23 protein-coding genes are annotated in these 25,088 nt (G+C 73.2%); 9 read left to right on the top strand and 14 right to left on the bottom strand.

From position 1 onward, the window contains the following. Positions 1-46: 46 nt before the first annotated feature. From HDA32_RS17655 to HDA32_RS17610, 10 genes are all read right to left on the bottom strand, one after another. Entirely contained in the window at positions 47-403 is a 357-nt protein-coding gene (locus HDA32_RS17655) for a hypothetical protein (protein WP_179644231.1), read from the bottom strand. Between the two features lie 138 nt (positions 404-541). Next, a complete protein-coding gene (locus HDA32_RS17650; protein ID WP_179646769.1) occupies positions 542-1,981 on the bottom strand; it encodes an NADH-quinone oxidoreductase subunit N in 1,440 nt (479 codons plus the stop codon). Positions 1,982-1,986: 5 nt separating this feature from the next. Next, positions 1,987-3,495 (bottom strand): complex I subunit 4 family protein, encoded by a 1,509-nt coding sequence (locus HDA32_RS17645; RefSeq protein ID WP_312863226.1) that lies wholly within the window; start codon positions 3,493-3,495, stop codon positions 1,987-1,989. Continuing rightward, a complete protein-coding gene (locus tag HDA32_RS30840) occupies positions 3,492-5,369 on the bottom strand; it encodes a proton-conducting transporter transmembrane domain-containing protein (protein ID WP_179644230.1) in 1,878 nt (625 codons plus the stop codon). The genes HDA32_RS17645 and HDA32_RS30840 overlap by 4 nt, the downstream gene beginning before the upstream one ends. Positions 5,370-5,375: 6 nt before the next feature. Continuing rightward, entirely contained in the window at positions 5,376-5,681 is a 306-nt protein-coding gene (gene nuoK, locus HDA32_RS17635; protein ID WP_179644229.1) for an NADH-quinone oxidoreductase subunit NuoK, read from the bottom strand. Then, a complete protein-coding gene (locus tag HDA32_RS17630) occupies positions 5,678-6,241 on the bottom strand; it encodes an NADH-quinone oxidoreductase subunit J (RefSeq protein ID WP_179644228.1) in 564 nt (187 codons plus the stop codon). The genes nuoK and HDA32_RS17630 overlap by 4 nt, the downstream gene beginning before the upstream one ends. 12 nt (positions 6,242-6,253) lie before the next feature. Further along, positions 6,254-7,192 carry a complex I subunit 1 family protein gene (locus HDA32_RS17625; RefSeq protein WP_179644227.1) on the bottom strand — a complete coding sequence of 313 codons (939 nt, stop codon included), beginning with the start codon at positions 7,190-7,192 and terminating at the stop codon, positions 6,254-6,256. After that, positions 7,185-8,522 carry a hypothetical protein gene (locus tag HDA32_RS17620; RefSeq protein ID WP_179644226.1) on the bottom strand — a complete coding sequence of 446 codons (1,338 nt, stop codon included), beginning with the start codon at positions 8,520-8,522 and terminating at the stop codon, positions 7,185-7,187. The genes HDA32_RS17625 and HDA32_RS17620 overlap by 8 nt, the downstream gene beginning before the upstream one ends. Then, positions 8,513-8,863, bottom strand: a complete 351-nt coding sequence (locus HDA32_RS17615) for an NADH-quinone oxidoreductase subunit A (RefSeq protein ID WP_179644225.1) — start codon at positions 8,861-8,863, stop codon at positions 8,513-8,515. Before HDA32_RS17615 ends, HDA32_RS17620 begins: the two co-directional genes overlap by 10 nt. 382 nt (positions 8,864-9,245) lie before the next feature. Further along, positions 9,246-10,703 (bottom strand): endo-1,4-beta-xylanase, encoded by a 1,458-nt coding sequence (locus tag HDA32_RS17610; protein ID WP_179644224.1) that lies wholly within the window; start codon positions 10,701-10,703, stop codon positions 9,246-9,248. Positions 10,704-11,191: 488 nt separating this feature from the next. On the opposite strand from HDA32_RS17610, the gene HDA32_RS17605 reads away from it, so the two are divergent. The 3 genes from HDA32_RS17605 to HDA32_RS17595 all read left to right on the top strand — a co-directional run bounded on the left by HDA32_RS17605 (position 11,192) and on the right by HDA32_RS17595 (position 14,644). Further along, positions 11,192-11,731, top strand: a complete 540-nt coding sequence (locus HDA32_RS17605; RefSeq protein ID WP_179644223.1) for a MarR family winged helix-turn-helix transcriptional regulator — start codon at positions 11,192-11,194, stop codon at positions 11,729-11,731. Between the two features lie 161 nt (positions 11,732-11,892). Next, positions 11,893-12,855 (top strand): MBL fold metallo-hydrolase, encoded by a 963-nt coding sequence (locus HDA32_RS17600; protein WP_179644222.1) that lies wholly within the window; start codon positions 11,893-11,895, stop codon positions 12,853-12,855. A gap of 25 nt (positions 12,856-12,880) precedes the next feature. Further along, positions 12,881-14,644 (top strand): FAD-dependent monooxygenase, encoded by a 1,764-nt coding sequence (locus HDA32_RS17595; RefSeq protein WP_179644221.1) that lies wholly within the window; start codon positions 12,881-12,883, stop codon positions 14,642-14,644. Positions 14,645-14,852: 208 nt separating this feature from the next. Here HDA32_RS17595 and HDA32_RS17590 read toward each other — a convergent pair whose 3' ends face one another. Further along, positions 14,853-15,608 (bottom strand): FadR/GntR family transcriptional regulator, encoded by a 756-nt coding sequence (locus HDA32_RS17590; protein WP_179644220.1) that lies wholly within the window; start codon positions 15,606-15,608, stop codon positions 14,853-14,855. A gap of 199 nt (positions 15,609-15,807) precedes the next feature. Between HDA32_RS17590 and HDA32_RS17585 the strand changes: the two genes are divergently transcribed. After that, on the top strand, positions 15,808-16,758 hold the full coding sequence (locus HDA32_RS17585) for a carbon-nitrogen hydrolase family protein (RefSeq protein ID WP_179644219.1): 951 nt from the start codon (positions 15,808-15,810) through the stop codon (positions 16,756-16,758). Continuing rightward, positions 16,755-18,098, top strand: a complete 1,344-nt coding sequence (locus HDA32_RS17580; RefSeq protein ID WP_179644218.1) for an APC family permease — start codon at positions 16,755-16,757, stop codon at positions 18,096-18,098. Before HDA32_RS17585 ends, HDA32_RS17580 begins: the two co-directional genes overlap by 4 nt. 45 nt (positions 18,099-18,143) lie before the next feature. Here the strand turns inward: HDA32_RS17580 and HDA32_RS17575 are convergent, their stop codons facing one another. Next, the gene (locus HDA32_RS17575) at positions 18,144-18,884 is read right to left on the bottom strand and encodes an IclR family transcriptional regulator (RefSeq protein ID WP_179644217.1); all 741 of its coding nucleotides are present in this window, start codon (positions 18,882-18,884) and stop codon (positions 18,144-18,146) included. 81 nt (positions 18,885-18,965) lie between these two features. Here HDA32_RS17575 and HDA32_RS17570 point away from each other — a divergent pair, with 81 nt between their 5' ends. The 4 genes from HDA32_RS17570 (at position 18,966) to HDA32_RS17555 (ending at position 22,871) form a co-directional block, all read left to right on the top strand. Next, complete coding sequence (locus HDA32_RS17570; RefSeq protein WP_179644216.1) at positions 18,966-20,087, top strand: cupin domain-containing protein; 1,122 nt, start codon at positions 18,966-18,968, stop codon at positions 20,085-20,087. After that, positions 20,084-20,914: a fumarylacetoacetate hydrolase family protein gene (locus HDA32_RS17565; protein WP_179644215.1), complete on the top strand. Its 831-nt coding sequence runs from the start codon at positions 20,084-20,086 to the stop codon at positions 20,912-20,914. Before HDA32_RS17570 ends, HDA32_RS17565 begins: the two co-directional genes overlap by 4 nt. Beyond that, entirely contained in the window at positions 20,911-21,498 is a 588-nt protein-coding gene (locus tag HDA32_RS17560) for a maleylpyruvate isomerase N-terminal domain-containing protein (protein WP_218882510.1), read from the top strand. Before HDA32_RS17565 ends, HDA32_RS17560 begins: the two co-directional genes overlap by 4 nt. Positions 21,499-21,683: 185 nt before the next feature. Next, the gene (locus tag HDA32_RS17555) at positions 21,684-22,871 is read left to right on the top strand and encodes an FAD-dependent oxidoreductase (RefSeq protein WP_179644214.1); all 1,188 of its coding nucleotides are present in this window, start codon (positions 21,684-21,686) and stop codon (positions 22,869-22,871) included. 43 nt (positions 22,872-22,914) lie between these two features. On the opposite strand, the gene HDA32_RS17550 is transcribed toward HDA32_RS17555, so the two are convergent. Next, positions 22,915-23,364, bottom strand: a complete 450-nt coding sequence (locus HDA32_RS17550) for a universal stress protein (protein ID WP_179644213.1) — start codon at positions 23,362-23,364, stop codon at positions 22,915-22,917. After that, positions 23,364-25,031: a BCCT family transporter gene (locus HDA32_RS17545; protein WP_179644212.1), complete on the bottom strand. Its 1,668-nt coding sequence runs from the start codon at positions 25,029-25,031 to the stop codon at positions 23,364-23,366. The genes HDA32_RS17550 and HDA32_RS17545 overlap by 1 nt, the downstream gene beginning before the upstream one ends. Between the last annotated feature and the right edge of the window lie 57 nt (positions 25,032-25,088).

The following is a 25,088-nucleotide window of genomic DNA, read 5'->3' as shown; positions in this document are numbered from 1 at the left end:
GGCCATTTCCTTGCCTATGCACTTAGGGGAGCCAGCACACCATCGCTCACCTGGGATGTTGCGGTTTTCCCTGTGGTCGGCAGGGTAAAGACAATCCGTGTATTCGCAATTCGCTCCCGAATTCGGTGGCGAGCTTCTCCCCGGTGTCGACATCACCACGGCGGACGCCCAGATCGCCCAGCGCCGCGGCCACGGCGTCGGCGCGGGCGTCGAATTCCGCGAAGGTCAACCGGATCAGCCGGTTCTGGCTCTGGCGCCAGGTCAGCAGTGCGGTGCCGTCCGGATCCTCGGCGGCGGCCTCGCGGAGATCGTCGGAGTAGGTGGTGTCGCGCCACCAGCCTTGCTCGCGGTACCGGCGCATGGTCTCGGGTGAGGGGACGGCGGACTCCCAGAAGCTGCGCACACGGACCCCGCTTGCTGTAGTAGGACGGTCTCTCAGGGTGAGGGTAGATGGTCGGAGGGCCGGCCGTGCGGCGTACCGCGGGCTTCCGGCTGCCGCGCCGGCCGGGTACGTCCTTCCCCGTATCGAGAAGGGCCGGGGTCAGGGGAGGAGGGCGCCGGACTGCAGGAGGCCGAGGACGGGGGAGGAGGCCACGCCCAGGCCCAGTGACGCCGCGGCCGCCGTGACGGCGATGCCGGCGCTCCAGCGGGCGACGTCCCCCGACGGCTCCGCGGCGCCGTCCGCTCCTTCGCGGGCGGGGGCGGCCCGGAAGACGGGCAGGATCCAGCGCAGGTAGTAGAAGAGGCTGGCCACGGTGTTGACCGCGGCGACCACGACCAGCCAGCCGAGCCCGGCGTCCAGCGCCGCGGTGAACACCGTCAGCTTTCCGATGAACACCGCGGTCGGCGGCGTGCCGACCAGGCCCAGCAGGCAGACGATCAGGCTGAGCGCCATCCGGGGGCGGCGGCGCAGCAGCCCGATGTAGTCGGCGATCGCGCGCGCCCGCGGCAGCGCGCACACCACGGCGAAGGCGCCGAGGTTGGTCACGGTGTAGGCGGCCAGGTAGAACAGCAGGCTCGGCAGCGCCGACTCGGCGGCGCGGGCCGCGGCCACCGCCATGAGCAGGTAGCCGATCTGGCTGATGGTGGAGTAGGCGAGCAGGCGGCGGACGTCGTCCTGGAAGAACGCGGCCAGGTTGCCCAGCGTCATGCTGGCCGCGGCCAGCACGGCGGCGAACAGCGGCCAGTCCACGGCCGCACCGGCCAGCGCCTGGCCACCGAACCGGTAGACGGCCACGAGCGCGCCGATCTTGGGCACCGTGGTGATGAAGGCCGCCACGGGGGAGGGCGCGCCCTGGGTGGCGTCGGGGATCCAGAAGTGCGCGGGCACCGCGCCGGACTTGAACAGCAGCCCTGCGAGCAGGGCGACCGTCCCCACCGCCACGGCGCTCGAAGGCGCGGCGGGCAGCGTTTCGGCGAGCGTCGCGTAGTCGGTCGCCCCGCCCGCGCCGAACACGACCGTGACACCGGACAGCAGCAGCACGCCGGACAGCGCGCCCATGAGGTAGTACTTCAGCGCGGCCTCGGTGCCGCGGGCGTCCTTGCCGAAGCCGACCAGGGCGTAGATCGGGATGCTGGCCAGCAGGTAGCCGGCCGTCAGCACCAGCAGGTCGCTCGCCCCGGCCATGACGACGGTGCCGAGCGCGCCGAGCAGCAGCAGGACGTGGAACTCGCTCTCGCGCCGGTGCCCCGCCACGTGGTCGGCGGCGATCAGCGCCGTGACCAGGGTTCCGGCCGCGACCACCAGCCGGGCCAGGTGCGTGCCGAGGTCGAGCGCGTAGCCGCCGGTCGCGGTGACCTCTGCGGGCCGGGCCATGGCCGCGGCCGCGGCGGCCACCGCGGCCGCCGTGGCCGCGACCGCGATCCAGCGCGTGACCCACTGGCGCCGGCGCGGCGTCCAACTGCCCGTGAGCAGGGCGGCGACCGCGCCGACCGCGAGCGCGATCTCGGGTAGCAGCGCGCCGGGCTCCACGCCGCTCATGCCGTTCACGGCGCCACCAGCGTGACCACGGTGCGGGCGGCGGGCTCGATGACGTCCAGCAGGAACCTCGGCAGGACGCCGATGACGACGGCGAGCACGACCAGCGGGGCGATCGAGAACGCCTCGGGAGCCGACAGGTCCGCGAACCGGTCGGAGGCCGGCCCGGTGCGCCGGCCCAGGAGGACGCGTTGCAGCGCGCGCAGGTACAGCGCGGCGGTGATGAGGATGCCGAGGAAGGCCAGCGCTGTGGGGACCGGCGCCGAGGCCAGGCTTCCGGTGAAGATCTGGAACTCGGCGATGAAGCCGGCGAGCCCGGGGAGCCCGAGCGAGCCGAACGCCGCGGTGGCGGTGAGCAGCGCGAACTTCGGCATGGTGCCTGCCAGGCCGCCGTAGGAGGCCATGTCGTAGGTGCCGCCGCGCGCGTACAGCACCCCGGCGATGAGGAACAGCGAACCGGTGAGCAGCCCGTGGGCGACCATCTGGGTGACCGCGCCGGTCACGGCCAGCGTCCCGGCCTGGACATCGGCGCCCGCGGCCATCCCGGCGGCGCCGAGGCCCAGGATGATGTAGCCCATGTGGTTGACCGAGGTGTAGGCGACCATCCGCTTGAAGTCGGTCTGGGCCAGCGCCACCAGCGCGCCGTAGAGTACCGAGACCACCCCGACGACCACGAACACCATGGCGTGGCTGCGCCAGGCCTCGGGCAGGATCGGCATGGCGATGCGGACGAACCCGTAGGTGCCCATCTTCAGCAGCACCCCGGCCAGGATCGCCGAGCCGACCGCCGGCGCGTCGGTGTGGGCCGGCGGCAGCCAGGTGTGGAAGGGCACCGTGGGGGTCTTGACGGCCAGCCCCACGCTGATCGCCAGCAGCACCAGCGCGCCCGCGAGCGCGCGCCCGTCCAGCGGGGTCTGCCGCGCCAGCTCCACCATGTCGAAGGTGCGCGGGTCGGCGGCGAGGTAGAGGCCGATGAAGCCCAGCAGCAGCGCGAGCGAACCGACGAAGGTGTAGAGGAAGAACTGCAGCGCCGAGCGGACGGCGTCGCCGTGCCCCCAGCCGGCGATGACGAAGTACATGCCGACGATGGACAGGTCGAAGAAGACGAAGAACAGGATCAGGTCCAGGGCGGTGAACAGGCCCAGCGACACCGTCTGCAGGAACAGGAACAGCACGACGTAGGCCCGGACCCTGCGCCGTTCCCGCAGCGAGTGGATCGCGCCCGCGAGGAACAGCAGCGCCGTCATCGCCACCAGCGGCAGCGACAGCCCGTCCACCCCGACGTGGTAGCCCGATCCGACGCTGGGGATCCAGCGCAGGTGCGTCTCATAGGCGATCCCGCCGGTCACGCCGGTGCCGTTCTCGTAGCCGATCCACATCGCGACCACGAGGGCGAAGTCGACCGCGGCCACCGCGACCCACGTCCAGGCGGCGGCGCGGTCGGGCAGGCGGGGCAGCGCCAGCAGCAGCGCCGCCGCGGCCAGGGGCAGGAACACCACGACGGAGAGCACGGTCACCTCATCAGGATGAAGACGGCGGCGAGAACGGCCAGGGCGACGACGGCCTGGGCGTAGTACTGGTGCAGCAGCCCGGTCTGCGGGCGCCGGGCCCACCCGCCCAGGGCGCGCGCGCCGGCGGCCACCGCCCGCACCGCGCCCTCCACACCGGCCTCGGTGCGCGCATCGGTCAACAGGGCCAGCCGCACGCCGCCCGCCGCGCCCGAGCGGACCGCACCGGCGACGACCCGGTCGTCGAACGCGGCGAGGCCGCGCGCCAGCGCCATGGTGGGAGCGGCGACGCCGCCGAGCGCGACCCGCTCCAGCCACAGCCAGCCGCCCACCCACCGGGCCGCGGAGCCGGACGCGCTCGGGCGCTCGGCGGCGGGGCGCCGAAGCGCCCACCCGACGGCCGCGACCACCGCGACGCTCACCGCGGCCGACAGCGCCGTCTCCCAGGCGGCCGGGCCGTGCTCGGCTGAGGCGCCGAGCACCCGGCGCCACCACGAGGCCACCGGCGGCAGCGCGAGCGCAGCGAGCCCCACCGCCCCGGCGGCGAGGACCGGCAGGGGCAGCCGGTGCAGCGGCGACAGCCCGGCGGGGCCCGGCCCGGCCCCTTCGGCGGCCGGTCCCGCAGCGGGGCGTGCCCAGACCGTGAACAGCGCCTTCGCCGCGTAGGCGGCGCTGACGGCCGCGGCCGCCAGTCCCACGGCGTAGAGCACGGGCGACCGGGCCAGGGCGGCGGCCAGAATCTCGTCCTTGGCCACCCAGATCGACAGCGGCGGCAGTCCGCCCAGGGTCAGCGCGCCGACCGAGAACGCCGCGCCGACCAGCGGGTACCGGCGGGCCGCTCCCCGCAGATCCGCGAGGTGCTCGGTGCCCAGCGCCGCCAGCCACGCCCCGGCGGCGAGGAACAGCAGGCTCTTGACGGTGGCGTGCGCGGTGAACTGCAGCGTTCCGCCCGCGATCGCGCCGGCTCCCGCGGCGAGCACGATGAAGCCGATCTGGGAGCAGGTCGAGGCGGCCAGCAGTTGCTTGAGGTCGGACTGGGCGAGGGCGACCACGCCCAGCACGAGCGCGGTGAGTACTCCGATCCAGGCCACGGCCGGGCCCGCCCAGGCGACCGCCTCCAGCGAGGGCCGCACCCGCAGCAGCAGGTAGCCGCCTGCCGCGACCATCGTGGCCGAGTGCAGCATCGCCGAGACCGGGCTCGGCCCCGCCATGGCATGCGACAGCCAGAAGCTGAACGGGAGCTGCGCGGACTTGCCCAGTGCCGCGACGACCAGACCGGCGACGGCGATGCCGCGCCACGCGCCGCTGAGGTCGGGCAGCGCGGCGATGTCCAGGGCCGCGGCGCCGCCCGCGAGGGCCGCGCCGGCCGCGAGGTAGAGGCCGAGATCGGCGGCGCGCGTGGTCACGAACGCCAGCGTCGCCGACCGCACCCGCGCCCGATCGCTCCACCAGTAGGCGATGAGGGCATAGGACGTCGCCCCCATCACCTCCCAGCCGGCGAGCAGCGCGAGCAGGTCGGTGGCGGTGACCGTGACCAGCATCGCCGCGGCGAAGACCAGCAGCAGCCCGTGGAAGCGCGCCCGCGCCTGGCCGGCGCCGATGTCGCCGGCCGCGAACAGCGCCACGGCGAGCAGGATCCCAGGAACCACCACGACCATGACCGCCGAGAGCCCGTCGACCGCGAGGCCCGCGGGCACCCCGGGCAGCATCGGAGTCGAGACGCTCGGGCGCATGACCGCTGCGGCGGCACCGAGCCCCACAGCGGCGGCGGCCGCGCCCACGGCCAGCGGCGCGGCGATCCGGTCGGCCCGGCGGCCCGCCGCCAGCAGGGCGAGGCCGGTGGCCGCGGGCAGCCCCACCAGGAGCCAGAGCAGCAGCGCCATGGGCCCTCAGTCCTTCAGGTCCGCGGCCGAGTCGACCATGTCGACGTCGCGGGCCCGGAAGATCGCGGTCGTCACGGCGAAGCCCATGGCCATCTCCACCGCCATGGCGGCCACCGCGACCAGGACCAGGACCTGGCCGTCGGGGCGGTCGGCCGAGGTGTAGAACCAGAAGGCGGCCGCGGCGACGATCACCGCGTTGATCATCAGCTCCAGCCCCATCATGATCATCACGATCGACTGCTGGCTCAGCGCCCCGTACAGGCCGACGGCCAGCAGCGCCGCGGCCAGCAGCAGGAACAGCTCAAGACTCATCGGCCCACACCGCCCCGGATCGGGTCGTCGGGCTCGCGGCGGCGCAGGTCGTCGCCGTAGCGGTCGTAGCGGCCGCGGTCGGTGGCCAGGACGGTCGCGGCCACCATCGTCGCGAACAGCACCATGCCGATGACCATCATGACGAGCATCTTCGAGCCCATGATCGCCTCGGCCAGATCTCTCGTCGGGTCGCCGGGCGCCGGCGGGCCCGGCGTCGGCCACGGGAGGAGCAGGATGCCCGCCGCCAGGGCGACGAAGACGCCGATCGAGATCGCCAGGGCGCCCCGGTTGTTGTGCACCATGGTCATCGGCATCAGCCCGGCCGGGTTCATCATGTACATGACCATGAAGACGACCATGATCATCATTTCCATGACCATCATGAGGACGACCAGGATCCCCAGGTAGGACAGCTCCAGCAGCAGGAGGGTGACCGCCGCGAACACGAAGGAGGCGAGCAGCGCGAGCGTCGCCCTCGCCATGGAGTCGACCCGGAACACCGCGACGCCGGCGGCCACCGACGCCACCGCGCAGATCGCGAACACGACCGTCTGCACCATCTCCGGCCTCCTCTACCAACCGACCAGTACGAAAATCGCGACCACGAGCGCCTGCAGCAGCGTCAACGGCACCAGGACCACCCACCCGACCTCGGTGAAGCGGTCCATGCGCACGGTCGGCAGCCGGTGGCCCAGCCACACCAGCAGCGCCAGCACCGCGGCCGTCTTGACCACCGACCACGCCCATTCGGGCAGCAGCGGGCCCGCGCCGCCGCCGAGGAACAGCGGGACGGCCATGGCCGCGGCCGCGGCGAGCATCAGATATCGGCCGACGCAGAACACCAGGCGATCCACGCCCGAAAGCTCCGCCGCGGCCCCGCCGGACAGGTCGCGCCCCACGGCCTGGTCGAACGGCCCCCAGTAGGCCATGGCCAGCGACGACACCAGGTACACGCCGAAGGCCACGGGCATCAGCACGGCGAACCACAGCCCGCCCTGCGCGGCGGCGATGTCGCTCACCCGCAGCGATCCGGCCCCCAGCGCGGCGGTGATCAGCGCGAACATGTGCGGGAGTTCGTAGGCCAGCCCCTGGGCGAGGAACCGGTAGGCGCCCACCAGCCCCCACACCGAGTTGGCGCCCCATCCGACCGTCCACACCGCGGCCCAGATCAGGACCTCCATGGCGTTGAACCAGACGACGCCGACCGACAGGTCGCCGGCCGCGCGGCCCGCGACCGGAACCACCAGGACGGCCAGCACCGCGGCGACCGGCACGACGGCGCCGCCGACGCGCCACAGCAGGGGGTCGGCGCCGGGAACGGTCCGGCGCTGCTGCACCAGGAGCCGCGCCGACTCGCGGGCCGGCGCGGCCAGTGCGCCCAGAGCGGGTGTGCCCGCGGCCCGAGCGGTCAGGACCGCCGACCACGCGGCCGCCCAGTAGCCCAGGAGCAGCAGCGCGACGGGGAGCAGCACGACCCCCCACAGCGGCATGGACTGCGCGGACTCACCCATGACCGGCCTCCGCCCGGTGCGCGTCGAGGGCCTCCAGGTCGGGGTCCAGCGACGCCACGATGAGGCGCACCGCAGCCAGTTCCCGTCCGACCAGCAGCGACGGCAGCAGGTCCAGGACGGCGCGCGCCTGAGCCCCCCGCCCCTCGCCCGGATCGCTCGGAGCGGGGAAGCGCGGATCCGCCGCGCGGGACGCAGAGGCCGCGTCGACCGCGTCGAGCCACCGGTTCCACCGGGCCGTCGCATCGCCCCGCACCGCAGCCGGTCCCGCCTGCGCGATCGGGCCGAGTCCGTCGGTGGACCAGCGCAGCGTCCGAGATCGGCGCACCGTCCGCGCCCAGCGCGCGCACGCCCCGCGCCAGGTGTCCTGCGGACGCGCATCCAGCAGGTCGTCACGCAGCCGGCGGGCCGTGGTGGAGGCGTCCGGCCAGCCGGCGACCGCCAGCAGCCGCTGCAGGCTGTCCAGGGCGGCGGCCGCATCGGTGCGGAGCCGGTCCGGCCGGTCCTCCTCGTCCGGCACCGGCTCGCTCCAGAACCGCGGCGCGTCCGCGGGGACGGCGCCGACGACGGCGGCTTCGGCGTCCTGGACCACGTCGCCCTGGACGGTCAGTGACACGCGCAGCCCGGCCGGCCAGTCCGGCAGGGCCGGGCCGAGGGCGAGATGAAGCCGGTCGAGTGCGAGGCCGTCGCGGTCCGCACCGCGGTCGGCCATGGGCAGGCCGCCGGGCATCTCCATGCCGCCGCCGTGCCCGCCGTGTCCGCCGTGCCCGGTGTGCTCCTCGTGCTGACCGCCGTGTCCGGTGTCTCCGCCGTTCCGGTCGTGGTCGGCACGGGGGTCGCTCTGCTCGGCGTCGTTTTCGTGGCCGGAGTGCCCGTCGGCATCGGGCGCCTCATCGGGGGAATCGGGTGCCCCATCGGGGGAGTCGCCGTGGCCGCCGTGCTCACCGTGGTCACCGGAGCCCGCCGATGCCGCCGGTTCGCGCGTGTGCGCGGGGCGGAGCCTGGCCGCCGCGTCGCGGCGCTGGGCGGCGGCGTCGAGGAGCGCGCCGCGCGCCTGGTCGAGTGCCCGGGCGACGTCCTCCCGCGCGACCGCCCGGACCCGGGCGCGCGGCCCCGGCATCTGGTCCCACAGGCGGTCGACGGCCTCGGTCAGCTCCGGGTCGCGCGGCCCGCACACCAGGAGCACGTCGGCCTCGGCCGGGCTGAGCGCCTGCCTCCACGCGCGCCTGCGCAGCTCGCGTTCCGCGGCCAGCCGGGTCCGGGTGCCGCCGACGGCGGTGACGACGAACGGGCGGGGCCTCGCCCGGCGGAGCAGCCATCCCGTCAGGTCCACCGAAACGCCCCCTCGCGCCAGGCGTAGACCACCGCGGCGACCAGTACGGCGAGGAACAGGAACATCTCGACGACGGCCTTCGCCCCCATTTCGCCGACGACGAGCACCCACGGGTACATGAAGACCATCTCCATGTCGAAGGCGAGGAACAGCATGGTCACCGCGTACCACCGCACGTGGTAGCGCGACACCGCGTGCTCGGTGACCGGCGTTCCCGACAGGAACGCCTCGCACGTGACCGGCGCGTAGGACAGGCGGACGGCGGCCGAGGCGCCGTACGCGCCGGCGACCGCGAGCACGGCGACCGCGAGCAGGACGAGCGCCGGTCCGAACGCCTCCACCGCCGTCTCCTCGGTTGCCGTTGCGGGATTCCCGGTAACGCCTGTGTCTCGGTACGCGCCGCCCGGCCGGGTCCGGCGGCATGATGAGCGGCTTTCCGAGCAGAGGCGCCGTAAACCGGAATCGGCGAGAACTCGACGACAACAACGGCAACGGAGTCGGCATCGCAGGCTCCGGCGACCGGGCCGACCGCGCTCCGCGGAACCGGCCCGCACGTCAGAGCCGGGAGCGCAGCCCCGTCGCCGTTGCGCGGCACTGAGCCCCGGCCGCGAACGGCCGGGGCTCGACTGCGACGTCGAAGGCCGACGCCGGACCGGTCGGACCGGGAATGCCGATCGGCCGGTCCGGCGGCGGTGAGCAGGGGGAAGGGTCAGGGAACGGCGATCACGAGACGGCGCAGGACTGCCCGTTGAGGGTGAACGCGGTCGGCGCGGTGTTGCCGCCGTTGTGGGAGGCGTTGAAGCCGACGCTGACCGAGCCGCCCGACTGGACCGCCGCGTTCCAGCTCGCGTTGGAGACGGTCACCGTGGAACCGGACTGCGACCATTCGCCCGACCAGCCGCTGGTCACCTGCTGGCCGGAGGGGAAGGTCCACTGCAGCTCCCAGCCGTCGAGCGCCGAGGAGCCGTTGTGCGTGAAGGAGACCTGGCCGGTGAACCCGCTGTTCCACTCGTTCTGGACCGAGTAGTCGACCTCGCAGGGACCGCCGGGTCCGTCGTCGCCGTCGTCGCCGCCGCCACCGTCATCACCGTCGCCGCCCAGCGCCTCCTGGACGGCGTAGTAGGCCGGTTTGGGCTGGTAGGAGTCGTTGAACAGGAGTGGCGCGCCATATCCGTCGAACACGTCCGGCACCCAGGAGTACTGGTCGACGATCCCCCAGACGGTGACGCCGATGCAGCGGTCGACCGCCATGCAGGCGTCCATGACCGTGCGGTAGCCCTGCGCCTGCTGCTCCAGTTCGCTCTGGCTCGCCGGCATCTGGATGCGGATGTCGAGCTCGGTGATCGCCACGTCCAGGCCCAGGTCGGCGAAGCGCTGGATGTTGCGCTGCATGTCACTGGGGATCTGGCCGTTGATGAGGTGGGCCTGCATGCCGATGCCGTCGAGCGGGACGCCCTGGTTCAGCAGGGAGCGGGCCAGGTCGTAGTAGGCGTCGCTCTTGGCGTTGATGCCATCGATGTTGTAGTCGTTCAGGTAGAGCTCGGCGTTGGGGTCGGCCTCCGCGGCCATGCGCAGGGCGTCGGCGACGTAGCTCTCGCCGAGGGTGTCGTAGAAGACCGACTGCCGCCAGGAGCCGTCCTCGTTGAACATCTCGTTGACCACGTCCCAGTAGGCGACCTGGCCGGCGTAGCGCCCGGCCACCGCGTCGATGTGGTCCTCCATGACGCCGCGCAGCTCGCCGGCGCCGAAGCCTCCGTTGGAGACCCATGACGGGAGCTGGCTGTGCCAGACCAGCGTGTGCCCGCGCACCGCCTGGTCGTTGGCCCGGGCGAACGCCATGAAGTCGTCGGCGCCGCTCCAGTCGAACTGGCCGCGCGAGGGCTGGACGGCGTCCCACTTCATGGAGTTCTCGGCCGTCGCGGCGTTGAACTCGGCGGCCGCGAGGTCGGCGAACCGGCTGTCGTTGGCCAGGTGGTCGACGCCGAGCGCCGCTCCGATCTCGAAGCCCCGCGCATCGGCCAGGTCGCGGAGCTCGCCGTCGGCCTGAGCGGGGGAGGGGATCGCGATGCCCGCGGCCGTGCACACCGCCGTCAGGGCCGCTCCGATCCACCACCGGAACCGGGCCGGACGCCCGTCAGGACGGCGCCCGGTACTGCGCCCCCTGCGTCTTTCCTCTCTCATTGCCTGCACCTCCGGATGCGATGTGTGCCTGCCTGATCGTGAAAGTGGGAGCGCTCCCGCTCATGAGCGTGATGAACGTAACACCGAACGTGTCGGCGCGGGAAGCGGAAATCACGGGCCGATCGGAGGCTTTCGCGGGCCGGGTCCCGCACCAGGTGTTTCATTCGACTCGGAATGGAAATTCGAAACTATCGGAGCGGAAAAGCCCGAATAAGCATGTCCAAAAACTAATGTAAATCCGGACCGTTATCCGTGAACTCGCGTAGTGGCGCTGTCCGGATTGTCTCTCCGTCCATGCGTACGCATATGAATTCCGAAACTTTCGGATGCGCGCTCGAAAGGGAATCCGAGGAGCGGGGCGAGCGCGGTTCGCCGGCCGGACCCGGACGGCGCCCTGCCCGGACCGCCCCCTGCGCCGTGCCGCCCGATGCCGGAGCCGCCGTCCCCGGGCCGCGTGACCTGGCTGGTCCTGGCTAGTCTTGCTGCGCGTGACCCATGATTCCGCGGTACCCGATGAACTGACGTTCTGGTCGTTCGTCGATTACGCAGTCGACAAGGCCGTCCGCGAGATGCCCTCGGTCGACGCCGAGGCGATGCGCCTCGTCCTGACGCTGCACCGGGCGACGAGCATGCTCGTCTACGACCTGGAGTCGTCGGTCCACCGCCCCAGCGGCTGGACCTGGCCCGGATTCCGGGTCCTGTTCGTGCTGTGGCTCGCCGGGCCGATGGAGGCCAAGGTCGCGGCCGAACTGTCCGGCATGAGCCGGGCCGCGGTCTCGGCGCTCCTCAACACGCTGGAGAAGGACGGGCTGGTCTCCCGGCGCCGGGCCGAGCACGATCGCCGCGCGGTCAACGTCAGCCTCACCCCCGACGGGCGCGACGCCATCGCGCGCGGCTTCGGCGCCCACAACGCGCGGGAGAGCGCCTGGGCGTCCGCGCTCTCGGCCGCGGAGCGCAGGACCCTGGTCGATCTGCTCGGCAAGCTCATGGAGGGGTCGGCGGCCGCGGAGGCCAAGCGCCGGACGTGACGCGTCAGGGCGGGGCGGGGCCGGACGGCGTGTGACCCACGGCACGCCCCGGAGTGGCCCGGCCCTCTTGGCCGGGTGGTCCGGGACACGTTATCGTCCAACTGATCAAAGGTTTTACTAACTCGCCGGGTCCGTCCCGGTACCTGATGGAGGTGCACGTCATGACGGCGAAGCCGTTCGCATCATCGGCCGACCTCGGCGAGAAGGAACAGACGCTGGAGGTCCTGGCCGACGGGGTCTACGCGCTGACGGCGGAGGGCGACCCCAACATCGGGGCCGTCGAGGGCGAGGACTTCCTCGTGTGCTTCGAGGCGCTGGCCACCCCGGCGGCCGCCCGAGAATGGCTGGCCAGGCTGCGCGAGCACACCGACAAGCCGATCCGCTACCTGGTGCTCTCGCACTACCACGCCGTTCGAGTGCTGGGGGCCAGCGCCTTCGACGCCGAGATCGTCATCGCCCACGAGAAGACCCGCGAACTGGTCGCCGAGCGCGGCCTGCAGGACTGGGAGAGCGAGTTCGGCCGCATGCCGCGCCTGGCCAAGGACGCCGCGTCGGTGCCCGGCCTGACCTGGCCGACCCAGACCTTCGCCGACCGCACGACGATCGACCTCGGGGGCGACCGCGGCGAGCTCGTGCTGCAGTACCTGGGCCGGGGCCACACCGAGGGCGACATCGTCGCCTGGCTGCCCCGGCAGAAGATCCTGTTCGCCGGAGACCTGGTGGAGGCCGAGGCCGCCCTCTACACCGGCGACGCCTTCCACCGCGACTGGGCCGGGGCCACCCTCGACGGCGTCGCGGCCCTGGGCGCGGAGGTCCTGGTCGGCGGCCGGGGCGCGGTGAGCCGGGGCAAGGAGGAGGTCGACGCCGCCATCGAGCAGACCCGCCACTTCCTCCAGGTCATGATCCGCGAGGTGGGCGCCGTGCGGCAGCGCGGCGGCACGCTGAAGGAGGCGTTCGAGGCCACCCGCGCCGCGCTGGTCGACCGCTACGGCCACTGGCCGATCTTCGAGCACTGCCTGCCCTTCGACGTCTCCCGCCTCTGGGACGAGCTCTCGGGCGTCGAGCGTCCGATCATCTGGACCGCCGAGCGCGACCGCGAGGTCTGGGACCGGCTGCAGGCCTGAGCGAGCAGGGCGAAAGGGAGGCGGCATGCCCAACGCACACCCCCCGCGGACGCGCGAGCCGGTCCTGGTCCTGGGGGCCGGCCCGGTCGGGCAGACCGCGGCCCTGCTGCTGGCGCGCTGGGGCGTGCCGGTGGTCGTGCTCGACGGGCGGCCGGCGCGCGACGCCGTCGGCTCCAAGGCGATCTGCCAGCAGCGCGACGTGCTGGACATCTGGGCGTCGCTGGGGGCCGAGGCCGTCGCCGACGAGGGGCTGACCTGGGACACCGCCCGGACCTTCTACCGCGACCGCGAGCTGTTCGCGGTCCGGCTGCACGACCGCGGCGCCTCGCCGCTGCCGCCGTTCGTGAACATCTCCCAGACCCGCACCGAGCAGATCCTGGACGCGTGCATCGGCGCCGCCGACGGGATCGACGTCCGCTGGGACCACGAGATCACCGGGATCGAGCAGGACGCCACCGGGGTCGCGGTGCACTGCCGCACCCCCGGCGGTCCGGTGCGGCTGCGCGGGTCCTACGCGGTGTCCTGCCTCGGCGCCCGCGGCAGGGTCGTGCGCGAGGCGCTGGGGATCGGCTTCGACGGACGCAGCTTCGCCGATCGGTTCCTCATCTGCGACATCCGGGCCGACCTGCCCGGCTGGGAGCGGGAGCGCCGGTTCTACTTCGACCCCGAGTGGAACCCGGGGCGCCAGGTCCTGATCCACCCCTGCCCGGACTCGGTCTACCGGATCGACTGGCAGGTGCCGCCGGACTTCGACCTGGCGCGGGAGGAGTCCGCCGGGGGACTGGACCGGCGCGTCCGCCAGATCATCGGGGAGCGCCCCTACGAGGTCGTGTGGCGCTCGGTGTACCGCTTCCACACCCGCGTGGCCGACCGGATGCGGGTCGGCCGGGTGCTGCTGGCCGGCGACTGCGCGCACCTCGTCGCCCCCTTCGGGGCCCGCGGCCTCAACTCCGGCGTGCACGACGCCGAGAACGCGGCGTGGAAGCTGGCCTTCGTCGCCAACGGGTGGGCGGGCGAGGAGCTGCTGGAGAGCTACTCGACCGAGCGGCTGGCCGCCGCACGGGAGAACGCCGAGGTCACCGGCGCCACCATGCGCTTCCTCGTCCCGCAGGACGACGGCGAATGGGAGCACCGCAGGACCGTCCTGGAGCGCGCGGCCACCGACGCCGCGGCCAAGGAGCAGGTCGACTCCGGACGGCTCTCCGAGCCGTTCTGGTACGCCGACTCACCGCTCACCACCCGCTGCCCGCACCGCCCGTTCCAAGGCCGTCCCCCGCGCGGCGAGGCACCGGTGCCCTGCCCCGGCGTGCTGGTCCCCGACGTCCCGATCAGCGTCGCCGGTCGGCCGGACGTCACCCGGCTGCGCCCGCTGGCGCGCGAGGGGATCACCCTGCTCGCGACCGGTCCCGGCGGCGTCGACGGAGTCCGCGCCGCGGCGGCCGAGGCGACCGCGGCACCGGTCACCGCGCTGTCCCTGACCGGAATCGACCGCACCGGAGCCCTCGCCGCCGCGCTGGACGCGCGACCGGGGGAGGTCTGGCTGCTGCGCCCCGACGCCCACATCGCCGCCGTCCTCTCCGACGACGACCCGGCGGCGATCGCCGCGGCCGTGCGCGGCGCCCTGGGCCGCGGCGGCCGGGGCACGGCCGCGCGGATCCCCGACCAGGGGAGTGCCGGTCTTGACCTTGTGGGACCTGAAAACGTTGCAATAACCCCGACAAGGTCGACGTGGGTTCCAACCTCGGCCTCGGGGCGGAGTGGGCGCGCGGGTGGGTCCCTTTCACCTTGACCCCAGGGGGTTGGTAAGGCCCGCCGCAGGAGGGACGGCGTGCGGGTGGGCCCCCTCCGCCTCGACTCCGGGGGGTTGTGAAGGCCAGCCCCAGGAGGGAGGGCGTGCGAGAGGATCGCCCGGTCACCGCGGACCCCTCCTTCGGCTGAGGCTTCAAAACCCCCAGTGGCCAAGGTCAAAACCCAAGGTCAAGACCGGCGCGAAGAGCTCAGTGGCCGGGGGGCTCCGGATCCAAGCCGACGAACATCGTGCGGTGCAGGGTGTCGGCGTGGCGGTGCGCGACCCGGACCGCGCGGTCGGCGTCGGCGGCCTCGATGGCGCCGAGCAGCTCCCGGTGCTCGGCGTTGGAGGCGCGCAGCACGTCCATCCGGTAGGGCAGGAAGTAGCGGTGCAGCCGGGTGAGCACCGCTCCCAGCTCCTCGCGGGCGTGCGGCACCCCCGACGCCGCGGCGACCTCGCGGTGGAAGTCCGCGTCGAGCTCGTGGAAGTCGGCCCAGGTCCGGGCCTCGTCCATGGCGTCGACGAGCTCGCGCAGGCGGGCCGTCCGCACGGGGCCGCCCGCGCGGGCGGCCAGGTGGGCGGCGCCGCACTCCAGGAGCAGCCGCTGGTCGATGAGCCGGTGCACGGTCTCGGCGTCGGCGGTGTAGGCCGAGATCTCGCGCACCGCGCCCTTCTCCGGGCGGGGCGCGACGAAGGTGCCGCCGCTGCGGCCGCGCCGGCGCTCCAGCACCCCGTCCTCGCACAGCGACACCAGGGCGCGCCGGACCGTGATCAGGGAGACGTCGAGCGCTGAGGCCACGGAGTCGTTGCCGGGCAGGCGCTCCCCGGGTTCGAGGAGTCCGAGGTCGACGGCCAGGGCGATGCGGGCCCGGACCGTGTCCTGCGCGCTCAGGCGGCGGATTCCGGTCAGCGGTGCCGCCTGCAGCGGCGCGTCTTCCCGTTGCGCGGGGGCGGCGGTGTCCATGGAGGAGACGCTACCGGCACCGCGACATTGTTTATTTGCTCATTATGCGCTAATTTTTTGGCCGTTCCCCGCAGCACCCTTGTGAGCTGCGCTGACAGTGCCAACAGTGCCGTGCGGCCGCGCCTCGGCGCCGATCGGTGCGCGGTGCCGCCGCCCGCCGACCGGACGCCGGCGCACGCCGCCGATCCTCGGGAGGAAGATGTCCGCCTGGCTCCCCGTCACCGTGGTCCAGGACCCGCCGATCCCGGCGGCCGGCGATCCGGACCTGTTCGCCGCGCAGGCGCGCGACGCCATGCGGCGCTTCCCGCGTACCCGGCTGCTCGTCTACCCCGAACTGCACCTCTACGCCGACCCCGACCCCGACCCCGACCCCGGCTCCGGTGCCGCGGCGGCGGGGCGCCCCGCCGCTCCCGAGCGGCTGGCCGGACTCGCCGAGCCCCTCGACGGGCCGCTGGCCACCGCGCTCGCGGCGACGGCGGCCGAACTCGGCGTCTGGCTGCTGCCCGGAACGCTCTGCGAACCCGACGGCCGCGGCGGCGTGTACAACACCTCGGTGCTGTTCTCCCCGGAGGGCCGGATCGCCGGGGCCTACCGCAAGTGCTTCCCGTGGCGCCCCTACGAGACGTTCACCCCGGGTTCCGGCTTCACCGTGGTCGACGTGCCCGAATGGGGCCGGATCGGCCTGTCGATCTGCTACGACACGTGGTTCCCCGAGGTCGCCCGGCAGCTCGCCGCCATGGGTGCCGACCTCATCGTCACCCCCGCCCAGACCACGACCGCCGACCGCGAGCAGGAGCTCGTGATGACGCGCGCGGCGGCGATCGCCAACCAGGTGTTCGTCGTCAACGCCAACGCCGCCGGTCCGATCGGGGCCGGCCGCAGCCTCGTGGCCGACCCCGAAGGGCGCGTCCGGACACAGGCGCAGGACGGCCCGGCCGTCCTCACCGACGTCCTCGACGCCGACGAGGTGGCGCGGGTCCGCGAGCACGGCACGGCGGGCCTCAACCGCATCTGGCACCAGTTCACCGACGAGGACGCGCCGCTGGACCTGCCCTTCTACCGGGGCCGCATCGACCCCGCCGACTGGAGCGCCGTCGCCCGGCGCCCCCTCGGCTCCCGCCCCCGTCCCGACAGGGAGCCCCACGCATGACCGACGTCCGCCCCACGCAGACCGGGCTCGACCGCAGCCTCGGCCTCGGCCAGGTCGCCCTGATCGGCCTCGCCTACATGACCCCGCTGATCGTCCTGGGCACCTTCGGGGTCCTGGCGCACACCACCGGCGGCGCCGTGCCGACCGCCTACCTGGTGACGCTGGTGGCGATGCTGTTCACCGCCTACAGCTACGGCCGCATGGCCTCCGCCCACCCGGTCGCCGGGTCCGCCTACACCTACGTCGGGCGCTCCATGGACCTGCGCCTGGGCTTCCTGACCGGATGGGCGATCCTGCTCGACTACGTGTTCCTCCCGCTGGTCATCTGGCTCATCGGGGCGTCGTACCTGTCCGCGCGGTTCCCCGAGGTGCCCATGGCGGTGTGGATCGTGGCGTTCATCGCCGTCACGACCGCGCTGAACGTCCTCGGCATCAAGGTGGCGGCGCGCGCCAACCTCGTGCTGATGGCCTTCCAGCTCCTGGTGCTGGGCGTCTTCGTCGCGCTGTCCCTGGCCGACGCCCTTCGCGGGCCGGTGGACCCGATGGGGCCGTTCACCGGTGACGGCACCACGCAGGCCATGGTGGCGGCCGGCGCCGCGCTCGCCGCCTACTCCTTCGTCGGCTTCGACGCGGTCACCACGCTGACCGAGGAGGCGCGCGACCCCCGCAGGACCATCCCCAGGGCCGTCCTGATCACCGCGCTCGCCTGCGGCCTGCTGTTCGTCGTCGCCTCGTACGCGACCCAGCTCGCGCACCCGGGCGGCGCCTTCGACGACGTCGACTCCGCCGCCTTCGAGATCGCGGCCGACATCGGCGGGCGGCTGTTCTCCTCGGTGTTCCTGGCGGGGCTGATCGTCGCCCAGTTCGCGTCCGGACTCGCGGCGCAGGCGACCGCCTCCCGGCTGCTGTTCGCGATGGGCCGGGACGGGACGCTGCCGCGCCGGCTGTTCGGCGCGGTGCAGGCGCGGCTGCGCACGCCGGTGTTCAACCTGGTCCTGGTGGGGGTGATCGGTCTCGGCGCGATCGCCCTCGACCTGACCACGTCGACGTCGTTCATCAACTTCGGCGCGTTCTCGGCGTTCACCATGGTGAACCTGAGCGTCATCGCCCACTGGCTGCGGCACCGCCCCGGCGGCGGCGCGGGCGGGGTCCTCGCATGGGTGGTGGTCCCGCTGGTGGGAGCGGTCATCGACGTCTACCTGCTGGTCAACCTGGACGGGCACGCGCTCCTGCTGGGCTGCTGCTGGCTGGCCGCGGGCGTCGTCCTGCTCGCGATCCTCACCAGGGGCTTCCGCGGTCCGGTTCCGCGGATGAGCATGGACGAGGAGGCGGCGCCGTAGGGCCCGCCTCGGCCGCCCGCAGGGACGGACCCCGCCGCGGGCCGGTCAGCCCGCGGCGAGGTCGGCCTCGATGGCGGCCACCGTCGCCGACACCGCCCCGATCCAGGTCGCGAGCGCGTCGCGGTCGAACCTGGCGCTGGGCAGCGCCAGGGAGACGGCGGCGGCCGGTGTCCCCGAAGGGCCGTCCACGCGCATCCCCAGGGCGGTCAGCCCGGTCTCGGTCGACTGGTCGTTGATGGCGAAGCCCCGCTTGCGGACCAGGCCGAGCTCGCGCCGCAGCCGGGGCAGGTCGACCTGGTCGCAGCCGCGGTACAGGGCGGTCAGCTCCTCGGCGGGGAGGGCGGCCAGGATCGCCTTCCCCCCCGAGGTCAGGTGCGTCGGCAGGGACCGCCCGGCCCGGTCGCCCACCCGCAGCACCTGCTCGCACTCGGCGGTCGCGATGAAGCGGACCTCGGGGCCGGCCATGACCATCAGGTTGGCGGACTCCTGCACCCGCTCGACCAGCCGCCGCAGGTGGGGCAGGGCGATTCGGCGCAGCAGGGCGATCGGCGCCTCGGAGACCGGCGTGGGCCTGAGCACGCGGCCCGCCCGGTAGCGCCGGTCCGGCTGCTGCTCGGCGAAGTCCCGGTACACCAGCATCGCGAGCAGGCGGTGGGCCGTGGACGCCGACACGTCCAGGCGGTCGGCGGCGTCGGTCACCCGCAGCGGCCCCTCCTGCTGCAGGAGCGACGCGAGGTGCAGCGCGTGGTCGACCGACTCGATCGCGTACGGCGGTTTGTTCTTCATAACAGAAAAACCTATCCCAGTGGACGGGAGAAGGGGCAGAGTCGTCCTTCGAGATCCGGTTCGATCCGAAGGAGTGCAGGCATGGCCGTGCCCGACAGCCCCGTGCGCGTCACCGCGACGGACGCCCCCGACCAGCCGACGCGGACGGCCGCGCTCGAGGACCTGTACCGGGGGTTCGAGAAGGAGCTGCTGGTGCCGCTGTGGACCGAGATCGGCGACCTGATGCCGGCGCACCCCAAATCGGACGCGCTGCCGCACATCTGGCGCTGGAACAACCTGCTGCCGATGGCCGAGCAGGCCGGCGAGCTGGTCCCGGTCGGCCGCGGCGGCGAGCGCCGGGCCATCGCGCTGGCCAACCCGGGGCTGGGCGGCCGGCCGTTCGCGACGCCGACGCTGTGGGCGGCGATCCAGTACCTGAACCCCCGCGAGGACGCCCCGGTCCACCGGCACACCCAGAACGCCTTCAGGTTCGTGGTCGAGGGCGAAGGGGTGTGGACCGTCGTCAACGGCGACCCGGTGGCGATGCGCCGCGGCGACTTCCTCCCGCAGGCGGGGTGGAACTGGCACGGCCACCACAACGGCAGTGACCGGCCGATGGCCTGGATCGACGGGCTCGACATCCCGTTCCAGCACTACGGCGACTCGACCTTCTTCGAGTTCGGTCCGGAGGAGGTGGAGACCAGGGCCGCCCCCGAGCGTTCCCGCTCCGAGCGGCTCTGGGCGCACCCGGGGCTGCGCCCGCTCACCCGGCTGCGGCCGACGCCGGCGACCCCGCTGCTCGCCTACCGCTGGGAGTACACCGACCGCGCGCTCTCCGAGCAGCTCGCCCTGGAGGCCGAGGGATACTCCGCCACCGTCGAACCCGGGCACGCGGCCGTGCGCTACACCAATCCCACGACCGGCGGCGACGTCATGCCGACGATCCGCACCGAGTTCCACCGGCTGGCCCCCGACACCGAGACGGCGACCCGCCGCGAGGTCGGCTCCTCGGTCTTCCAGGTGTTCGACGGCGCAGGCCGGGTGACCGTCGGCGAGGCCGCCTGGAACGTCGAGCGCGGCGACCTGTTCGCCGTGCCGTCCTGGCTGCCGCTGACCGTCGCCACCGAGCACGGCCTGGACCTGTTCCGGTTCAGCGACACCCCCGTTTTCGAGCGGCTCCATCAGGACCGCGTCCAGATCGACCCGAAGGGAACCGACCAGTGAAGCTCGCCACCATCCGCACCTCCGGGGGGACCCGCGCCGTCCGCGTCGACGACGACGGCCTCACCGACCTCGGATTCGCCGACGTCGGCGCGCTCCTGGCGGCGGAGGACTGGAGGTCGCTGGCGGCCTCGGCGACCGGCCCGGCGCATCCGGTGGACCAGGCCGGCCACGCGCCCGTCGTGCCCCGCCCCGGCAAGGTGCTGTGCGTCGGGCTCAACTACCGCAACCACATCCTTGAGATGGGCCGCGACCTGCCCGAGCACCCGACCCTGTTCGCCAAGTTCGCCGAGGCGCTGATCGGCGCGAACGACGACATCGACCTCGCCCCCGAGTCCGATGCCGTCGACTGGGAGGCCGAGCTGGCCGTCGTGGTCGGGGGCACGGTGCGGCGCGCCGACGAGCGGCAGGCCGCCGACGCGATCGCCGGCTTCACCGTCATGAACGACGTGACCATGCGCGACTGGCAGTTCCGGACCAAGGAGTGGCTGCAGGGCAAGACGTTCGAGGCCACCACGCCGCTCGGCCCGGTCGTGGTCACCCCCGACGAGCTGCCCGGCGGCGTCCGGCCGGCCCTGGAGCTGAGCGCCTCGGTGAATGGCGAGGAGGTGCAGAAGGCCGGCACCTCCGACCTGGTCTTCGACCCGGTCGCCCTGGTGCGCTACGCCTCCACGGTCATGACGCTGCGCCCGGGGGACGTGATCGCCACCGGCACCCCCGGCGGCGTCGGGCACGCCCGCAGACCGGCCCGCTACCTGACCGACGGCGCCACCCTGGTCACCGAGATCGAGGGCATCGGCCGCCTTGAGAACGTGGCGCGCAGGTCATGAGCGTCCGGGACTGGATGGACCGGGGCACCGGGCTGTTCCTGGCGGCCGTGGACGGGATGGGCGACGACGCGCTCGACGGGCCGACGCCGCTGCCCGGCTGGACCCGGCGCCACCTGGTGGCCCACGTGCACTACAACGCCGAGGCGCTGCGCCGGCTCGTCCACTGGGCGGCCACCGGGCAGGAGCGCCGGATGTACGAGAGCGCCGACCAGCGCGCCGCGGAGATCGAGTCCGGGGCCCGGCTGCACCCCTCCGAGCTGCGCGCCCTGGTGCACGGGTCGGCCCGGGCCCTGGCCGCCGACCTGGACGCCCTGCCGGAGCGGGCGTGGTCGCACCGGGTCGTCACCGCGCAGGGGCGGACCGTCCCGGCCGCGGAGATCCCGTGGATGCGGACCCGCGAGGTGACGGTGCACGCCGTGGACCTCGACGCCGGCGTCGGATTCGGCGACCTGCCCGAGGAGGTCAACGCCGCGCTCGCGGCCGAAGCGGCCGGGAAGCACGCGGCCGGGGGAGCGGCCGCCGTGCTCGCCGCGTGGCTGACGGGCAGGAGCACCGAGGCGCCGGATCTCGGCCCGTGGCTCTGATCGATGTTCGATGATCGGGTGTGCACAGGGAGTCGGCTGCCGCAGTGCGCGCAAGCCGCCGGCGGCACAGCGGATCCGCGCCTTGGAAGTTCCGCCTCGCCCCGCGGACTCGGCGGTCGGAGCTCGATGAGGGGCGGGTGCGCAAGGGCCGAGTGCGCACGGCAACGCAACGGAAGGCGAAGGACATGAGCGAAGTCGACAGGGGCGGTGACGTCATCGTCGTCGGTGGCGGCATCGGCGGGCTGGCGAACGCCTACGCCCTCGCCGGCGCGGGCCGGAAGGTGACGGTGCTCGAACGGGCGCCGGAGTTCGCCGAGGTCGGCGCGGGCCTGCAGATGGCGCCGAACGCCACCCGCGTCCTCCGCGAGTGGGGCATGCTCGACGCCGTGCTCGACAAGGGCGTCCGGCCCCGGCGACTGGTGTTCAAGGACGCCGTCGACGGCGGGGAGCTGACCCACCTCGACCTGGGCGAGGAGTTCGAGGCCCGCTACGGCGCGCCCTACGTCGTCATCCACCGCAGCGACCTGCTCGACATCCTGGCCGAGGGCTGCCGCGGCGCGGGGGTCGAACTGCTGGCGGACACGCGCGTCGACGACGTCGAGACCGGGCCGGAGGCGGCCGTCGCTCTCGTCGGCGGCCGCAGGATCGGCGCCGACGTGGTCCTCGCCGCCGACGGCCTGCACTCGTCCCTGCGGGCGAAACTGAGCGGTGACGCGCCCGTCTGCTCCGGCTACGTCGCCTACCGCGGCGCGCTCCCCGTCGCCGAGCTCGGCGACGAGCTGGACGGGCAGGCCCTGGAGCAGGTCGTCGTCTACCTCGGACCGGGGCACCATCTGGTGCAGTACCCGTTGCGCGGCGGCGAGATGTTCAACACCGTCGCCGTCTTCGAGTCGCCGGCCTACCATCGGGGCGAGCAGGACTGGGGCGGCCCCGAAGAGCTGGACGAGGTCTTCTCCGGCGCCTGCGCGCAGGTGCGCCGCGGGCTGCGGTCGCTGTGGCGCACCCGCAGGTGGCCGATGTACGACCGCGAACCGATCCCCACCTGGATCGACGGCCGCCTCGCGCTCACGGGGGACGCGGCCCACCCGATGCTGCAGTACCTCGCGCAGGGCGCCTGCCAGGCGATCGAGGACGCGCACTGCCTGTCGGCGCAGGTCGACAAGACCGCGGCCGCGGACGGCCCGAGATGGCCCGCGGCGCTCGCGGCCTACCAGGAGGCGCGGACCGAACGCACGGCCCGCGTGCAGAGGACGGCGCGGGTGTGGGGCGACATCTGGCACGTCGACGGGCTCGCCCGGCTGCTGCGCAACGAGCTGTTCTCCGACCGCGACCCGGCCGACTTCAAGCACGTCGACTGGCTCTACGGCGTGTGAGCGCCGGGGCGCGGTCCCGAGGTGCGGGCCGCGGCGCGGGAGACTAGGCGTCGCGGCCCCGGGAGATCAGGACGGAGCACTGCGCGTTGCGCACCACCTGCTCGCTCACCACGGTCGGGCGCAGGTCGCGGAACGCGCCGGTGCGCCGCGCCCCGAGGCAGAGCAGGTCGTAGTCGCCGGAGCGCTCCACGAGCGCGCGGGCGGGGTTGGAGGCCCCGGTGACGATCCTGCGGACCTCGATGCCGCCGAAGTCGACGTCGAGGCCGTCCAGCCACGCCTCCAGGGCCTCGGTCGCCCGCTGCTCGGCGACCTTGGGGTCGACCTGATCGCGGCCCTTCTGCGGGTAGCTGGGGAAGGCCGCGAGCGGCTCCGACGCCCGGTACACGTAGATGACGTCGATGGCCGCCTCCCCGTGCGCGCGGGCCTCCTCGAGCGCGGTCCGAACGGCCCTCGCGGCGCCGTTGGCGGCGTCGATGGCAACGGCGATGCGCATCATCTGCTCCCCTCGTCCGACGCGGTGCCGGTGTCGACGCCGCGGCGGTTCCCGCCGGACTCCTCCTCGGTGGATTCGTCCTCGTTCCGTTCGCCGCCTGACCCCACCAGCGGTTCCCTGGCGATCCGGCGCATTCCCCTCCCTCTGCTCTCACCGCGTAACGCCTTCCAGAGCCCGACCATCACCAGGAGCAGGACCACGGTGAACGGCAGCCCGGTGGTCAGCGCCCCGGCCTGCAGCGCCGTCAGCCCGCCCGCGAGGAGCAGGACCGCGGCGATCGCCCCTTCCAGCAGCGCCCAGAACACCCGGTTGGACGTGTGCGGTTGCGGATCGCCGCCCGTGCTGATGATGCCGATCACGTAGGAACCGGAGTCGGAGCTCGTCACGAAGAAGACCACGATGAGCAGCCCCGCGACGATCGAGGTCAGGGTCGAGAACGGGAACTGCTCCAGCAGCGCGAACATCGCGAAGGAGTAGGAGGAGTCGGCGAAGGTCGGAGTGAGGAGGTCGGCCGTGTCCCTCAGTTCGATGTGGAGGGCGGTGTTGCCCAGGACGGTGAACCACAGGAACGACAGGAGCGCGGGAACGAGCAGCACGCCCGCCACGAACTCCCGGATCGTGCGTCCGCGCGAGATCCGCGCGATGAACATCCCCACGAACGGCGACCACGAGATCCACCACGCCCAGTAGAAGAGCGTCCAGCTGCTCAGCCACGCGTCGACTTCGGGGTCGTAGGTGTAGGTGCCGGTCCAGAACATCGTGGGCACCGCCTGGCCGATGTAGGCCCCGATGTTCTCCAGGTAGGCCGACATCAGCAGCACGGTGGGGCCCACGACGGCGATGAACAGGAGCAGCAGTGCGGCCAGCACGAGGTTGGTCTGGCTGAGGATCCGGATGCCCTTGTCGAGCCCCGTCATGACGGAGATCGTGGCCATGAGGGTGATCACGACGACCAGCACCACCTGGATCACCGTGCTCTGGGAGACGCCGAAGACGTAGCTGAGGGCGGCGTTGACCTGCAGGACGCCCAGGCCCAGCGAAGTGGCCACGCCGAACAGCGTGCCGAGGACCGCGAGGATGTCGACGGTGTGGCCGACGGGCCCGTGGATCCGTTCGCCGATGACGGGGTACAGCGCCGAGCGGACGGTCAGCGGCAGGCCGTGCCGGAAGCCGAAGTAGGCGAGCGCCAGGCCCAGGACGGCGTAGACGGCCCACGGGCCCAGCCCCCAGTGGTGGAAGACGAGCACCATCGCGTCCTGCGCGGACTGCGCCGTCTCGGATTCGGTGCGCGGCGCCTCGGCGTAGTGCACCAGCGGCTCCGCGACGCCGTAGAACACCAGCCCGATCCCCATGCCGGCACTGAACAGCATGGCGAACCAGGACAGGTAGCCGTAGTCGGGGCGGCTGTCGGGCGGACCGAGCCGCACCTTGGCGTGGGGGCCGACGACGAGGTAGAGGCAGAAGACGATGAAGGCCGCGACCGCGCCGATCATCAGCCAGCCGAAGTTGTCGGTGATGCCGGCGAGCAGGACGTCTTCGAGCACATAGCTCGCGGTGTCGGTGAACACGACGCCGAACACGATGAAGGCGATGAGCAGGCCCGCCGAGGTGAAGAAGACCACCGGCTGCACATCGAGGCGCAGCTTCCGGGCGAGCGCGTGCAGCATCGACGTCCCCTTTCGCGGTGTCCTCACCGGTGCCCGGCGCGGCGCGGGCGACCGCGC

This window comes from Spinactinospora alkalitolerans, from assembly GCF_013408795.1.
Lineage (GTDB): Bacteria > Actinomycetota > Actinomycetes > Streptosporangiales > Streptosporangiaceae > Spinactinospora > Spinactinospora alkalitolerans.
This window is presented reverse-complemented; position numbering and strand designations above follow the sequence as displayed.

Coding starts and splice junctions, on each gene's coding strand:
- HDA32_RS17570 (WP_179644216.1), top strand. CDS start 18,966: ATGGCCGTGCCCGACAGCCCCGTGCGCGTCACCGCGACGGACGCCCCC.
- nuoK (WP_179644229.1), bottom strand. CDS start 5,681: ATGAGTCTTGAGCTGTTCCTGCTGCTGGCCGCGGCGCTGCTGGCCGTC.
- HDA32_RS17575 (WP_179644217.1), bottom strand. CDS start 18,884: ATGAAGAACAAACCGCCGTACGCGATCGAGTCGGTCGACCACGCGCTG.
- HDA32_RS17610 (WP_179644224.1), bottom strand. CDS start 10,703: ATGAGAGAGGAAAGACGCAGGGGGCGCAGTACCGGGCGCCGTCCTGAC.
- HDA32_RS17600 (WP_179644222.1), top strand. CDS start 11,893: ATGACGGCGAAGCCGTTCGCATCATCGGCCGACCTCGGCGAGAAGGAA.
- HDA32_RS17595 (WP_179644221.1), top strand. CDS start 12,881: ATGCCCAACGCACACCCCCCGCGGACGCGCGAGCCGGTCCTGGTCCTG.
- HDA32_RS17545 (WP_179644212.1), bottom strand. CDS start 25,031: ATGCTGCACGCGCTCGCCCGGAAGCTGCGCCTCGATGTGCAGCCGGTG.
- HDA32_RS17580 (WP_179644218.1), top strand. CDS start 16,755: ATGACCGACGTCCGCCCCACGCAGACCGGGCTCGACCGCAGCCTCGGC.
- HDA32_RS17625 (WP_179644227.1), bottom strand. CDS start 7,192: ATGGGTGAGTCCGCGCAGTCCATGCCGCTGTGGGGGGTCGTGCTGCTC.
- HDA32_RS17550 (WP_179644213.1), bottom strand. CDS start 23,364: ATGCGCATCGCCGTTGCCATCGACGCCGCCAACGGCGCCGCGAGGGCC.
- HDA32_RS17585 (WP_179644219.1), top strand. CDS start 15,808: ATGTCCGCCTGGCTCCCCGTCACCGTGGTCCAGGACCCGCCGATCCCG.
- HDA32_RS17560 (WP_218882510.1), top strand. CDS start 20,911: ATGAGCGTCCGGGACTGGATGGACCGGGGCACCGGGCTGTTCCTGGCG.
- HDA32_RS30840 (WP_179644230.1), bottom strand. CDS start 5,369: ATGGCGCTGCTGCTCTGGCTCCTGGTGGGGCTGCCCGCGGCCACCGGC.
- HDA32_RS17630 (WP_179644228.1), bottom strand. CDS start 6,241: ATGGTGCAGACGGTCGTGTTCGCGATCTGCGCGGTGGCGTCGGTGGCC.
- HDA32_RS17555 (WP_179644214.1), top strand. CDS start 21,684: ATGAGCGAAGTCGACAGGGGCGGTGACGTCATCGTCGTCGGTGGCGGC.
- HDA32_RS17650 (WP_179646769.1), bottom strand. CDS start 1,981: ATGAGCGGCGTGGAGCCCGGCGCGCTGCTACCCGAGATCGCGCTCGCG.
- HDA32_RS17590 (WP_179644220.1), bottom strand. CDS start 15,608: ATGGACACCGCCGCCCCCGCGCAACGGGAAGACGCGCCGCTGCAGGCG.